Origin of the sequence: Nitratiruptor sp. SB155-2, assembly GCF_000010325.1 — a bacterium.
Classification (GTDB): domain Bacteria; phylum Campylobacterota; class Campylobacteria; order Campylobacterales; family Nitratiruptoraceae; genus Nitratiruptor.
The window spans coordinates 1,415,570-1,429,883 of record NC_009662.1; the positions used below are offsets into that span (position 1 = coordinate 1,415,570).

Below are 14,314 nucleotides of genomic sequence, written 5' to 3' on the forward strand. Positions count from 1 at the left end.
AATGGATTTAGAGCATCTAAAAAAAGAGATCGTACAAAGAGCAAAAAAGAGAAAATGGGAAAAAATTTTTCAGCCTTTACAACCCGAAGAGAGCTTTGTACCAAAAGGGGTGTATACCTACGAGGGTCTCACAAAATACAGCCAGGAGGAGTTTATCCGCAACGCTTACGAAGCTCTTCTTCAAAGAGCCCCGGATACTGAAGGAATGCACCATTACCTTCGTCTTCTTCGTAGCGGCAAAAGAAACAAAACAGAGATCGTGTCACTTTTACGCTACAGTCCAGAAGGAAGAGAAAAAAATGTAACGCTTCTTGGAGCAAAGAAAAGATATGTCGCAACACTTCTTTTTTCCGTTCCTTTTTTCGGGTATCTGGCAAAGATCTTGTATTATCTATGGAAACTGCCACAAAAGATGAGCATCCTGGAAGATGTGGTGCAAAAAAGTTCCCACGATCTTTCAAAGTTGCAAACTGTTTTTGAAAAGAGGGATGAAGAGCTTCGGGGATTTAAGCAGATTGTGATGGATGAACTCAATGAGATAGAGGGGAGATTTCAAAACCTCGATCACGCAATCTTACAAATAGATAAAGAACTTCACAAACTGACACCCATACAAAATCTTCCTTTTTTCTATTCACAAACAATCTCCTTTGAAAAGAAAAACGAGGACTTTTACACAATGCTGGAAGAGCATTACTATCCTGCAGTACTGGTCAAAGAAAAGCAGAAAATCTATCTGCAGTTTTTGGATAAGCAAACCCTGCAAGACAAAACGTGGCTCGATGTGGGATGCGGAAGAGGGGAATTTTTAGAGATTTTAAGAGATGCCGGTATAAAGGCAAAGGGAATCGATATACATGAACCTGCTTTACGTATCTGCAAACAGAAAGCTTTGGATACAGAGCAGAGCGAGGCGATCGAGTTTTTGGAAAAAAGCAAAGAAAAATTTGGAGGCATATCTGCTTTGCAGGTAATCGAACATATGAAGTTTGAAGCAATCAGCAGATTTTTCGCTCTTGCCTATGAAAGGCTGGAAAAAGGGGGAATCATTCTTGTAGAGACTGTCAATCCGAAATTTTGTGAAGCTTTCAACAACTTCTATATCGACCCCACCCACAAAAAACCTGTTCCTGTGGAGCTTGCTGCATCACTGCTTGCCTATCATGGATTTGAAGATATCCGCGTCATCTACTCTATGCCCAAGGCGTTGAGTCCTGAGAAAGAGAAAAATTACAGCGACTACGCTTTGATAGCCAAAAAAGGCTAAAGAATCTCGACTACTGGCTCAAGCCTGCACAGTCCGGCAAAGTAGCGCTCTTTAAAGCCGGCCACTTCAAATTCACACGCTCTGTCGATCCAGTGGATGCATTCGTCGAGATGGGTTTTGTCCTGATGGAGGGCAACGGATATGGTGTATTTGCCGGGGGCTATGTTCATAGGCAGAGTAAACCGGACGTTGCATGTTTTATCTGGCTGCAGCGTGACGGTTTTGTTGTACAAGGCGGTGTTTGTTCCAAAAATATCTTGACCAAATCTGTCTCGAATGAGAACACCTACGGTTTTGTCTTTGATAGGTTCTTTCGCTTCAATGGTAATGTCGATATGGGTTGTTTCTCCCGATGTTACGGTGGAAGAGCCAGAATCAAGCCCCTTCACTGTGACTTTTGTAATCTTTGCTTCCATCGTTCCAAAAGCGTTGCAGGAGTCCGTGATCATCTCTTCTTGGTTGAGTTTCGCTATAAGGAAGTTATACTTGTTGATAACACTTTCGGGATCGCCTTCATAGGCTATCTCTCCTTTGTGAAGCAAGATGAGCCTGTCACAAAGAAGTTTTAAAGAGTTTAGATCGTGTGAAACATAGATAATGCTCAGCTTTTTTTCTTTGAGTTCTTTGAGGGCTTTGGTACACTTCGCACTGAAGTGAGCGTCTCCTACCGAGAGGGCTTCATCTACTATGAGGATAGAAGGATCCGAATGGATGGCTATAGAAAACGCAAGTCGCATCACCATACCGGAAGAATATGTCTTCAGCGGCTCATCGATAAAGGATTCAAGTTCGCTAAAATCTATGATGCTTTGTAGCTTTTCACCGATCTCTGCTTTGCTAAGACCTATGAGCATGCCATTGAGATATATATTTTCTCTTCCGCTAAATTCGGGATTAAATCCTGTGCCAAGTTCCAACAGAGCTGTAATGCGTCCAAACGAGCGAATCTCTCCAGACGTGGGAGATATAACACCGGCTATCTGCTTTAGAAGCGTTGATTTGCCTGCACCGTTGACACCGATGATACCAAGGGTTTCACCTTGGTGAAGGTCAAAGGAGATATCTTTGTTTGCATAAAAGAGACGGTGTTTTTTCGTTTTGAAAAAGATCTCTACAAGCCGATCGGATGGCTTTTTGTAGAGTTTATAGATTTTTGTAAGATTTCTCACTTCAAGAGCGTTTATGACAACTCCTTATACGATATGCTCAATATTTTGCAAAGCGATGACCTGATCATCGGAAACAAGATAGAGTATTCCATCTGTTTGAATTTCTTGATACTGCTTATCGGGAAGATAGACTGTATCAATCCCTTCCCCTCCATCGATTGTATCGTCTCCTTGTGAGACATAGATGATGTCATTGCCTGATCCGGTTATGATGCGATTGTCCAGGGCATTATCGTAGATGATCTCATCTGCGCCTGTGGCTACAATGTTTTCTATGGAATTTTCAGGTAACGTGACGACATTTTTCCCTTGATAGATTTGTGCTTTGAACGATGGATTTTGTTGGATGATATCCAAAACGCCTGCATAGATATCATCAAAATAGGAACTTGGAATATCTTCCAAACTCATCTGCTCTTGAATCTGCTGCTTGATGGAGTTGAACGGCAAATGATCACCAATGCTTGATAGGAACTCTCCTCCTCGAAGATCGATATAAGCCGGCTCCTGACTATCAAGCACCACTGTATCAATGCCCCCGTCATCGACGATATGGGCAAAAGCATGCTGATTGTACAGATCGGATATATCATAGGTTTCATTTGTTAGATCATGTTCGGTCGAACCGTAAAGATATCGCAAAGCCAACAGATCATAATAACCGATACTTTTTCTGCCGATAGGATCTGTCTGGACAGTGTATTCAAAGCTATCGCCAAGATTTTTCATGGTAATCTCAGGCAATGCTGTTTCTTCCTGGGTATAACTCATTATCGTATAGAGTGTGTTATCATATGATGAAGGCATCGTTGGACTACCTTCAAATGGGTGTTTGAGACCAAAAGCATGTCCGATCTCATGCAAAATGACATCTTTTGGCGCAGCGATGACATCGTAATCGTTTGCTAGAAAGATGTCACTTCCTACACCGCTCGTCACCATCTTACCGTCATAAATCTCCTGTACGGCAAACCCCGCTTCATCCTGGGATGAAGGCGTTACTTTGGAAAAGCGTATATCGCCATTGCTATCGACCTCTTCGAAACGGACACCCAAAACAGAACCAAGTTCATGAAACGCTTCCCGAACCCTTGACTGATCGATAAGATTCAAAGGTTGCCAATGGTTTGAATAGGAAATTTCATCTTGATACTCTAAAGGCATTACCTGTGGGAAACTATATGTGATAATATCTTTATCGATTTTTGCTCCCTGATCGATTAGCAGGGAGCGTACTTCAAGAGGCAATGCATCATAGGAAGTTACTGATGAATCAAAATAGTTGTTTATGTCAACAATAGCATCTGCAACACTCTCAGCATCATCTGTTACGTTTTTGATAAAGGACTGGTATATATCAAAATCGCCCAAAAAAGTCGGTGATTTTTGTGCTACATATTTTCCTACTTCTATCTTGTTTTTATAAGCCAAAGCGTGCGCTACTGTTTGCGTATCCGCAGATATAGTCCCATTGGCTATTCCATCAGCTACGTAGATAATACTTGCAATAATGTTTCCGATATTTTGACCCTCCAAAACTGCTCCTACCCATCCGTCAATCCCTTTTGGATCATCTTGATAGGTTTTGTCAAACAGGGAAACATAAACGGATTCGATGATGGAACGAACAGCATTTGGATCATTCGTATCTACATGTGCATACTGGGGATAGATAGTGAGGTAGTCTGGATTGGAGTTAACCACCTCCTGAGCTGCATAGATCATGTTTTGGGCAATTTGTCCTTCATCCCATCCATTTACAATAGCAGCTTCGTACCAATTGTGCACCCCCTCTTTTTCAGGGGCTCTGTCAAAAAGTGCAATGTAGAGTTTTATAACCTGATCAAGATTCATGCAATTTCCTAAAAGTAGAGTCCCCAGGCAAAACGGACAGTACGAAGAATGAGTGAAATGAGCTTTTTGAGTTCCTGCGCGCTCAATGTCGTTACAATCTGGGTAGAGCCATCTTCTATCGTGATGGCAAAACCATCCCCGGTTGGTGTGATATTCACCGATTCTACGAGGTATGGAGTATTCGTGTTTGGATATATCGCAGGCTCATTTAAGTCTGATTGATTGGTCGAAGGTTGTTCTTCTTCAATGTCAGGCAACGCAAATTTCGATAACTCATCCAGAAGTTTTATCAAAAAAGCTCTTGTGATCCACAGATCATACCGGGTTGGGTAGTTGAGATTGACAATAAGTCGCAGTCTGTCCTCCCGCTCGTCATAAACGGGAGTAAACTGTTTTGCAATCAGCTGCTCTTTACTCTTCATACTTGACAGTGTCATCACCCTCTTTTGGCAAATTGGCTTTGAGAAGTGTAGAGTAGTACTCTCTTGCAGCTGTCATTACAGCAATTTGCGATTTGAGATCGGCTATCTTTTGATCCACATACTGAATGTTCATGATCTGTGCTTTAGCCGCATCGGGAAGCTCTTCGATCGCATACTCTTTGCCATCAATCGTTACTGTCGCCATATAAACTCCTTTTTTTTAGGTAAAGAAATTGTATCATAACTGCTTGCTGCAGATCCAATTTGCCACCTATAGAAAGATAGTTGACATATTCTTGCAAAAGGGTTTTCTTGTGCTTGATCATTTGCATGACAGCATCATAATAATCGTTTTGTGCTTTGTAAAAATCTATGATAGAAATAAGGTGGTTTTCGTAAGAGAGTTTTGCCTTCTTCAAGTATGTAGCATAACTTTCAATATTTTGATTGTCGGCTTGAAGCATTTTTTGATAAGAAACAATATTTGTGGCACTCTGTTTTTTTTGAATTGCAAAGTTGTTTTTTCTATCCAAGTAATCATATTTCGCTGAATTATAAAGCTCTATAGCTTCTTTGATAGAGTGATTAAGCGGTGCATTAAAAATGGGGAGATTCAATTCCAAAAATGCTCTTGAGTTGCTTCGCCTTGTAATGGAGTCGCCACTGACAGTATCCCCATAGGAAACCGATAGGTCCAAAGAGGGATAACGCTGATACCTTCTTTTTTGGATCTCGTTTTTTGCAATACTCGTATTGAGACTGTAAAGCATCAGTTCCGGATTTTTCTCTATATCGGTTTTGGGAAGTTCTATATTCAACACACTGTCACTTATATCGGAAAAAGTGATATCGTCTATTATATCGTTTGTAAGGAGACTTAGTTTTCTGATCACGTTTTGTAAAGCCAAACGAAACTGAGAAACATCACTTTTGGCCTGTTCGTATTTCGCGATGGCATAGAGATAGTCGCTTTTAGCTGCAAGATGCAACTCCATCTTCCTTTTGATATCTCGAACCATTTTTTGGTTATTGAAACTCTTTTTTTGGGAAAGCGCTATAAGAGAACGAAGAGAAACCCCTTCGATATAGGTATTTGTTATCTCGCGTAACAAATCATTTGTAAAAGCCTCTTTTTGCAGTTTCGCATACTTCTCTTTGAGTTTGGTTTCGTGGATCATTGCATAGATTTTTGGCTCATAAAGCGGTTGCTTCATGGATATCGAATATGATGTTACAGAAGAGTCGTAGTAAATCTTTCTCGTAGGATATTCATAGTGGTATTTATCTTTTCCGTAGCTACCCGATGCACTTAGAGAAGGGAAAAAATTGCTCATTGCACCTTGTTTTCTATATTTCGATGCTTTGATGGAGTGTTCGAGGCTCTTTAACTTGTAATTGTTTTGCATCGCTTTTAAAACGATATCTTCAAGACTCTGTGCCCCTGCAAAGCTTATCATAAAAAAAACAAGGAGACTAATTCGCATGGAATGCTCCCTTGAGAAGCTGTTCTAGAGGCATTAAAAGATAAGAGATAAAACTTCTTTGTCCCGCTTTGATAAAAACAGTGACTGGCATTCCAGGCATAACTTTAAATCCATTCTCTTTTATGGCCCTCATCCCATCTGGCGTTATCTCTATCAAAGCTTTATAGTATTGTATTCTCGGATCTTTCGGATCTTTGATAACATCTGCCGATACATAGATCACTTTTCCGTATACAGGTTTTGCTGATGGATCCACATAGGATGCAAAGTGGATTTCCGCTTTTTGTCCTACATGGACCTTATCTATATCCATAGGAGAGATCTTTGCTTCAATGATCAGTTTTTCATTTTTTGGCACGACATAGAGGATTGGTCTATTAGGTAAAATAACTTCCCCCGATGAATGGACCTGCATATCCACAACCACTCCTCTGTCAGGAGCCTTAATAGAACTTTTTTCTATTTCATCTTTATAGATGGCTATTTTGCTTTTCAAAGACGCCAACTGCATCTCGTCTTTTTTCAAAGTATCAAGAAGTTCTTTTTTGTATTCGCTGACTATCAGTTTCATCTTGTTTTGCAGTTCTTCAATAGTCGCTTTTTTTTGCTTGATTTGCGACTGCAATGTTTCTATATCATCCTGGACCTGGTCAATTTTTCGTTTCAGATCATAGATTTTGAGCTCATCTACAAGACCCTCTTTAAAAAGATTTTGCCATTTTTGAAGCTCCTGTTTATAAGAATCAAGCAGTTTTTGTTTGTACTCAAGTGAGGTTTGATAAGACTTTATCGCTTCTTTGAGTTCTTTGATCTGATACTTTAGATCATCGAGTCGATTTTTAAGATTGGTTCGTCTATTTTGAAAGATCGTACTCTCAGCCTTTTTTATATCCTCTGAAATATCGTTTGGAAACTGGATATGTTTTTTGTCATGAAGTTCTGCTTCTATACGAGCCTTTTGGGCCAAAAGATGCTGATAATTCGACTCTGCCTCCCCTAGTCGCTCTTTGAGTTGATTAACATCAAGCTGAATGAGTGTTTGACCTTTTTGTACTTCATCCCCTTCATGAACATCTATATTGCTTACAATACCTCCTTTTGGATGCATGACCGTCTTTTTGTAACTCTGTACTATTACTTCTCCTGGTGCATTCACAGAAAGGTCAATCTTAGCAAATGCCGCCCATATCCCAAACAGACCAAATATCAAAAAGATAATAAGGATGCCAAAACGTGAAACATGCTTATGGGTAAGTTTTTGATTGAGATCTTCCATTATTTTCGGCCTTTTTGATTGAGTTTGGCAAATACTTCGTTTTTTGGTCCATACATTGCAAGCATTCCATCACGAAGAAGAGCTATTTTATCAGCAAGATTGAGCAGGGGAATTTTATGGGTGATAAATACAACTGTTGTCCCTTTTTCCTTCAGTCTCATGAGTGCTTGCATCAACGCTTTTTCCCCAGCATCATCCAGATTGGAGTTTGGCTCATCCAAAATAACCAATTTCGGGTCACCAAAGATGGCACGGGCCAAACCGACACGTTGTCTTTGACCACCTGAAAGGGTCGCACCTCCTGGACCTATTTTGGTGTTGTATCCATCAGGCATTTTTAAAATCATCTCATGTACTCCAGCCATCTGCGCCGCCTCTATGATCCTTGCATCATCGGCTTCTGTAAAACGAGCAATGTTTTCGGCGATCGTACCTTCAAAAAGCTCGATATCCTGAGGAAGATAACCGATGTACTTTCCAAGCGTATCCCTGTCATACTGACTCATCTCGGCACCATCAAGTCTCACCTCACCTGCTGCCACTTTCCAAACACCAAGCATCGTCTTTGCAAGACTCGATTTTCCAGCACCACTAGGACCTATTACGCCCACCATCTCGCCTGCATTGATATGAAGGGATACATTTTTTAAAACAGCCTGTTTACTAAGTGGAGGAATGGTCACAACGTTGACCAATGTGACATTACCTTTTGGCTCCGGCAACTCTATCTTTTTAGGCGCCTCTTCAAATTCGTTCAAGAGTTCATTGAGTTTTTTATAGGATGTTTTAGCAGCTGTAAAGCTTTTCCATGTTGCAACCATCTGAGATATGGGAGCCAGTGCCCGGCCAAGAAGAACAGCTCCGGCGATGATCATCCCGGGGCTGATGTGCCCAGAAATTGCCAACAAAGCCCCGACTCCATACATAAGCGAAGAGGACATCATACGAAAAGATTTGGAAAGGTTCGTATAGAGGGCTGATTTCGCGTTGGCTTCAGTATGGGTGGATATAAATTGGTAATACTCTTTCATCCACCTTTTGAAAAGGGGCTTCCTCATACCCATCGCTTCAACTACTTCTGCATTTTGCAGCTGATTTGTCAAGTGCTGCTGGGCTTTTTTCTGTGCTCTTATGGATTCTTGCAATCCCTTTTTTGTCACCTTGTCATTGACTACCGTAAAAAGAATGATAATAAGGGTTGCTATGACGCCATAAATCCCATAAATAGGATCAAATGCAAACATGATCCCAAGATAGATCGGAAACCATGGTGCGTCAAAAAAGGAGAGAAGCCCAGGACCGTGCAAAAAGTTTTTGATGGTATTAAGATCATTGATAGGCTCTGCTGTTCCTTTGCCGGGATATTTCAAAGCCATCTCAAACGCCGCATGATAGACGCGCTGATTCATCGCAGCATCCAGCTTGTTCGAAACTATGATCATTATCTTGTTTCGCACATACTCCAAAAGTCCCATAGCAATAAAAAACATGATGATAACAGCAGTTACCACCATCAAGGTATCCAGACTTTTAGCAGGCATAACGATATCGTAGACCGCAAGCATATATATAGGTGCCGCCAGCACCAAAATATTTATGAAAAAGCTGAAAATTCCGACTTGGATAAAGATAGAGCGGAATTTTGACAGAACTTTTCGAATTTCGTCACGAGGCTCTTTTTTTATGGAAGAGACGTTGATTTGTTGCAATTTGTGTGTCCTTGGAAAAATTTTTGATATTATAGCACCAAAACCTATGAGAAAAGTTAATGATGAACGTAGCGATAGTGCATGACTGGCTTGTGACAAATGCAGGAGCGGAAAAGGTTTTGTCTGCATTGATAGAACTTTTTCCAAATGCAGATCTTTTTTCCATTGTCGAATTTTTGGACGAATCATCAAAAAGAGAGATTTTGCAAGATATTCATGTTACCACTTCATTTATACAGCATCTGCCATTTTCCAAAAAACATTTTCGAAAATATCTTCTCCTATTTCCAAAAGCAATAGCATCTTTTGATTTAAAAAAGTATGATCTGATCCTCAGCAGTTCCTGGGCTTTTGCCAAAGGGATCAGAAAAGATGAAAATCAAATCCATATATGCTACTGCCATACCCCCATTCGATACATATGGGATTTGAAAGATGAGTACTTTCGCAACATTCCTACTCTTTTTTATCCTTTGGCACAAACAACTGCAAAATATCTCCAACAATGGGATCTTCAAACATCCAAAAGCGTGGATCATTTCATAGCAAATTCACACTTTGTCAAAAAACGTATCCAAAATATTTACAATCGTGATGCAACAGTCATCTATCCGCCGGTCGATACCACATCTTTTACCTTATGCAAAGAAAAAGAGGATTATTATGTGACTATGAGTCGACTGGTTCCTTACAAAAGAGTTGATTTGATCGTCCAGGCTTTTGCGAAAAATGGAAAAAGATTGCTTGTCATAGGAGATGGAGAAGAGCGAAAACGTCTGGAAGCTATGGCAGCGAAAAACATCGAATTCAAGGGATGGATACAAAAAGAGGAGGTGATCGCAACTCTTCAAAAAGCAAAAGGGTTTGTATACGCTGCAATCGAAGATTTTGGCATAGCACCTGTGGAGGCACAAGCCTGCGGTACGCCGATCATCGCTTTGGGAATGGGGGGAACGGCAGAAAGTGTGATCGACGGTATCACCGGTGTCCACTTCCATAAGCAGAGTATTGAAGCCTTACAAAAGGCGGTAGAACATTTCGAATCGATATATGATACATTTGATTTTACAACCATTGCAAACCATGCAAAAAGTTTTTCCAAAGAGCGTTTCATGAAGGAAATGCAAACTTTTATCAAAGAAAAGGCGTATCATTGAAATTTGTCCTGTTTAGAATACTCTCTTTTTTGATACTGTTGTTCATCAATTTGGAACTAACCTTCTTGATAGTAGGAGTATGGAAAGGGTGCAACTGTCCATGGCATACGTACAGTTGGATGATGGTAATATATCTGCTCTATTATGCTCTTTTTAAACTCCTCAATAGAAGAATGGTCAGTCTTTCCGAAACGTATCTCATCTTCAAAGCCAATACATTGGCACTCATAACAATCTTTTCCATAATGTTCTTAACGGCTTCTATTGATTCAAATTCAAAAATCATAGTTATTGTCTATTTTTTTCTCAATCTTTTCATTCCCATACCTCTGTATTTCATAAAAAAAATGCTCATCAACAGATGGTTTCAAGTAGATGTTTTGGCTATTTGCGATCAAGATGGAAAAAAACAGATAGAAAGATGGTTTTCCAAAGAAAACGGTTTTGGTTTTCGCATAAAAAATATTGTACTTCTTGGCGAGATACCACTGCATAAACAAAAAGATCTCATCAAAAAAATAATCAGCAATAATCGTTTTTATGCTGTCGTTATCGCTTCAAACAAATTATCAAAAGTTTTCTATCTGATTGATGTTATCCAACCAAAAATCAGCCGTATCATAATGCTTCCCAAAATATCGACGATGCCTCTTTTTCATGCAGAGATCATCAACTCCATTCACCATAAAGGTCTAGCTTTTTTTATCCAAAACAGACTCCTCAATCCTGTCGATAAAACAATCAAGCGATTTTTCGATCTCTCTTTTGCTTCAATTTTGTTTCTGGTTTCGTTGCCTGTAATGAGTGGAATCTATCTTACTATATGGATACAAACAAAGAAAAATCCTATATTTACCCAAACAAGGATCGGCAAGGATGGAAAACCCTTTACAATATACAAATTTAAGACCATGGTAGATAATGCCGAAAAAGTCCTTGAGGAGTATCTTCAAGCTCATCCCGAAGCCAAAGAGGAGTATAAACGCTATCGAAAACTCAAAAATGATCCAAGAATTACATCAATAGGAAAATTCCTGAGAAAAAGCTCTTTGGATGAGTTGCCACAACTTGTAAATATTCTCAAAGGTGATATGTCGCTCATAGGACCTCGTCCCATTCTTCCTCAAGAAGCAGAGCTTTTTGGGGAGTTTTTCTCTTATTACTGTTCTGTTCGCCCGGGAGTTACGGGATTATGGCAAGTGAGTGGCAGGAATGAGCTTGATTTTGACGAACGGGTCAAACTTGATGTATGGTATGTACGTAACTGGTCTTTGGAAATAGATATTTTGATATTGTTGAAAACTGTAGTTATCGTACTTTCTCGGAAAGGAAGCTACTAAGAAGTTTTTTACCGAATAAGAACTATAATGGCTCAAAGGAGATTGTGCCATGAAAATCAACAAATTCATTGTCAAAACCATCAACGATATGCTGAGCCTCGATACAATAAAGCTCGCTCTGATTACTGGAATACCGCTGCTTTTGGTATGGCTGGGGTTGGCTTGGATATTTTGGGGGCCTGTGACACATTTTACGACAGAAATTATCACTTGGATACCGTTTTCTATCGTTAGAGCAAACGGTGCGTTTATCATCACCTTTTTTCTTTGGTTTGTAGCCGTACTGGTAAGCTATGCCTTTTTTATAGGGCTTTTTAGCGGTTTTTTACTGGGAGGCAAAAAAGAGAGCCGGTTTGAAGCGATCAACTTTACACTCATTATGATATTTGCAGTTGTCTGGGCGCTTTTTATTCTTGTGAAATGGCCATGGCTGAACCATGAAATACAAAGATTTCTTACCATTTTGCCCTTCGACACAGTTGCTCAAGGTCTTTCTTGGTTGCTGGCATTCTACCTTTTTTACAACCTCTTTTTGATCACCGAATATTTTACAATCTTCGTTTTTCGAGAAGCCTTTTTAAGGGCAATGATGGAGAAGCACTTAGGAGATATGGAACTCTCACGCACAGACATCTCCCAAACCAAAGCGTATGCTAGGCTGTATTGGGATATTTTCTGGTTTTTTCTGGCATCCATCGCAATCCTACCGATTCTTTTTATCCCGATAGCAAACTTTCTAGCTGTCTGGTTTATTTGGGCATGGCTCTACAAAGAATCCGCCTTTTTGGGTGTCTGTTCCTATCTATGTACACAGAGTGAGTATGAAAAATTAAAAGAACACAAAGCCTACCTTCTCTCGGCTTCACTCGTCTCGGCTCTTTTAAATTTTATCCCTATTATCAATATCTTCACACCATTTTTTATTATGGATCTCTATTTTCACTGGATTATCGAGACAAGGGATGAAGAGCTCTAAATCTCTTCATCCCTTTTTGTCCGCAGCATATCTTTCATGGAGATATAGCTGTTGAGTGCTCCTACATAGGCTTTCGCGCTTGCTATCATCGTATCGATGCTCAGACCATGTCCGATAACGGCTGGTTTGTTTTCATCGAACACCACTTTCACCACCACTTTGGCTAGCGCATCTTTTCCTTTACTCACAGCAATCACCTGATAATCGTTCAGTTTTCCCTGTACACCGGTAATTCTATCTATCGTTTTAAAGATCGCATCGATGGTACCGTCACCAATTCCGGCATCTGTAATCTCTTTTCCTTCATACTCCACGGTAACTGCGGCACTCGGCACCCCTTCACTGCAATCATTGATCTGGAGTTTTTTGAGTTTATAGACCTCCGGTGCACTGGCAATTTCATTGGTAATGAGCATCCGGATATCATCATCGGTCACCTCTTTTTTCTTATCCGCCAGCATCTTAAAACGTTCGAACGCCTTGTTGATCTCCTCTTCACTTAAACTAAATCCAAGCTCTTCAATTTTCTTTTTAAAGGCATGACGGCCCGAATGTTTTCCAAGAACGATCGCGTTTTTATCCAAACCGATATCTTCGGCACGCATGATTTCATAGGTCTCTTGATGTTTCAAAACGCCATCTTGATGGATTCCGCTTTCATGGGCAAAAGCGTTTTTACCTACAATCGCTTTGTTTGGTTGCGGTTCGATTCCAGTTATAGCCGCAACAAGACGGCTTGTAGGATAGATCTCTTTTGTATTGATATTGGTATCGATATCCCCAAAAATATCTTTTCGTGTTTTTATCGCCATAACGATCTCTTCCAAAGCGGCATTACCGGCTCGCTCACCAAGTCCATTGATCGTACATTCCACCTGTCTCGCACCATTTAAAACACTGTAGAGTGAGTTTGCTACCGCCAATCCAAGGTCGTTGTGACAATGTACAGAGATGACGGCTCTATCTTGAATCGTTTCATGAAGCTCTTTGATCATCTCGCCCATTTCGTGAGGAAAACGATATCCAACAGTATCTGGGATATTGATGGTACCGGCTCCTGCTTCAATCACTGCCAATATGATCTCTTTTAAAAAGCTCATCTCGCTTCGACCGGCATCTTCACAGCTAAACTCCACATCCTCTACGAAGGTTTTTGCATACTGTACCGCTTCTACGGCCCGCTTTATCACTTCATCCGGTTCCATTCGAAGTTTATATTTCATATGAATAGGACTGGTTGCGATAAATGTATGAATCCTTTTATGCTTTGCCGGTGCAATAGCCTCGCCCGCCGCTTTGATATCTTTTTCAAGAGCCCTGGCCAATGAACAGACGGTACTTTTTTGTACCACCTCACTGATCTTTCGTATCGCTTCAAAATCCCCGGGACTTGCTGCAGCAAATCCCGCTTCAATGACATCCACACCCAATTTTTCAAGCTGTTTGGCTATCTGAATCTTCTCTTCTGTATTCATAGAAGCACCGGGACTCTGTTCTCCATCTCTCAATGTAGTATCAAAAATTTTTACTATTTCAGCCATTTTTTCATCCTTTGAAAATCATGAAAATTTTGTAAGTAGTATACAATAAGGTGTAATAAAGAGTGTTAGAGAAGATGCAGAAGGTGATTTTTTATCTCAATTTTTGGGAGATATTTCTG

12 protein-coding genes are annotated in these 14,314 nt (G+C 40.3%); 4 read left to right on the forward strand and 8 right to left on the reverse strand.

Going from position 1 to position 14,314, the window contains the following annotated elements:
• Position 1 precedes the first annotated feature (1 nt).
• The gene (locus NIS_RS10080; RefSeq protein ID WP_012082766.1) at positions 2-1,267 is read left to right on the forward strand and encodes a methyltransferase domain-containing protein; all 1,266 of its coding nucleotides are present in this window, start codon (positions 2-4) and stop codon (positions 1,265-1,267) included.
• Here NIS_RS10080 and NIS_RS07485 read toward each other — a convergent pair.
• The 7 genes from NIS_RS07485 to NIS_RS07515 are packed head-to-tail and all read right to left on the reverse strand — an operon-like array spanning position 1,264 to position 9,181.
• Positions 1,264-2,436: an ABC transporter ATP-binding protein gene (locus NIS_RS07485; RefSeq protein WP_012082767.1), complete on the reverse strand. Its 1,173-nt coding sequence runs from the start codon at positions 2,434-2,436 to the stop codon at positions 1,264-1,266. The two genes, NIS_RS10080 and NIS_RS07485, sit on opposite strands and share 4 nt — an antisense overlap.
• 24 nt (positions 2,437-2,460) lie before the next feature.
• Positions 2,461-4,290 carry a zinc-dependent metalloprotease gene (locus tag NIS_RS07490; RefSeq protein ID WP_012082768.1) on the reverse strand — a complete coding sequence of 610 codons (1,830 nt, stop codon included), beginning with the start codon at positions 4,288-4,290 and terminating at the stop codon, positions 2,461-2,463.
• A gap of 8 nt (positions 4,291-4,298) precedes the next feature.
• A complete protein-coding gene (locus NIS_RS07495; protein WP_148164083.1) occupies positions 4,299-4,727 on the reverse strand; it encodes a hypothetical protein in 429 nt (142 codons plus the stop codon).
• Positions 4,702-4,917 carry a DUF6447 family protein gene (locus tag NIS_RS07500; RefSeq protein ID WP_012082770.1) on the reverse strand — a complete coding sequence of 72 codons (216 nt, stop codon included), beginning with the start codon at positions 4,915-4,917 and terminating at the stop codon, positions 4,702-4,704. The genes NIS_RS07495 and NIS_RS07500 overlap by 26 nt, the downstream gene beginning before the upstream one ends.
• On the reverse strand, positions 4,898-6,196 hold the full coding sequence (locus NIS_RS07505; RefSeq protein WP_012082771.1) for a TolC family protein: 1,299 nt from the start codon (positions 6,194-6,196) through the stop codon (positions 4,898-4,900). The genes NIS_RS07500 and NIS_RS07505 overlap by 20 nt, the downstream gene beginning before the upstream one ends.
• Entirely contained in the window at positions 6,186-7,472 is a 1,287-nt protein-coding gene (locus NIS_RS07510; RefSeq protein WP_012082772.1) for an HlyD family type I secretion periplasmic adaptor subunit, read from the reverse strand. The genes NIS_RS07505 and NIS_RS07510 overlap by 11 nt, the downstream gene beginning before the upstream one ends.
• Positions 7,472-9,181 (reverse strand): type I secretion system permease/ATPase, encoded by a 1,710-nt coding sequence (locus NIS_RS07515; protein WP_012082773.1) that lies wholly within the window; start codon positions 9,179-9,181, stop codon positions 7,472-7,474. Before NIS_RS07515 ends, NIS_RS07510 begins: the two co-directional genes overlap by 1 nt.
• A gap of 62 nt (positions 9,182-9,243) precedes the next feature.
• Between NIS_RS07515 and NIS_RS07520 the strand changes: the two genes are divergently transcribed.
• Genes NIS_RS07520 through NIS_RS07530 form a run of 3 tightly spaced genes read left to right on the forward strand, consistent with a single transcriptional unit; the run spans position 9,244 to position 12,654 of the window.
• The gene (locus NIS_RS07520; RefSeq protein ID WP_041354058.1) at positions 9,244-10,338 is read left to right on the forward strand and encodes a glycosyltransferase; all 1,095 of its coding nucleotides are present in this window, start codon (positions 9,244-9,246) and stop codon (positions 10,336-10,338) included.
• Positions 10,335-11,678 (forward strand): exopolysaccharide biosynthesis polyprenyl glycosylphosphotransferase, encoded by a 1,344-nt coding sequence (locus NIS_RS07525; RefSeq protein WP_012082775.1) that lies wholly within the window; start codon positions 10,335-10,337, stop codon positions 11,676-11,678. The genes NIS_RS07520 and NIS_RS07525 overlap by 4 nt, the downstream gene beginning before the upstream one ends.
• Before the next feature lie 49 nt (positions 11,679-11,727).
• Positions 11,728-12,654, forward strand: a complete 927-nt coding sequence (locus tag NIS_RS07530; protein WP_012082776.1) for an EI24 domain-containing protein — start codon at positions 11,728-11,730, stop codon at positions 12,652-12,654.
• Here the strand turns inward: NIS_RS07530 and NIS_RS07535 are convergent.
• Positions 12,651-14,195 (reverse strand): 2-isopropylmalate synthase, encoded by a 1,545-nt coding sequence (locus tag NIS_RS07535; protein ID WP_012082777.1) that lies wholly within the window; start codon positions 14,193-14,195, stop codon positions 12,651-12,653. The two genes, NIS_RS07530 and NIS_RS07535, sit on opposite strands and share 4 nt — an antisense overlap.
• Positions 14,196-14,314: the final 119 nt, after the last annotated feature.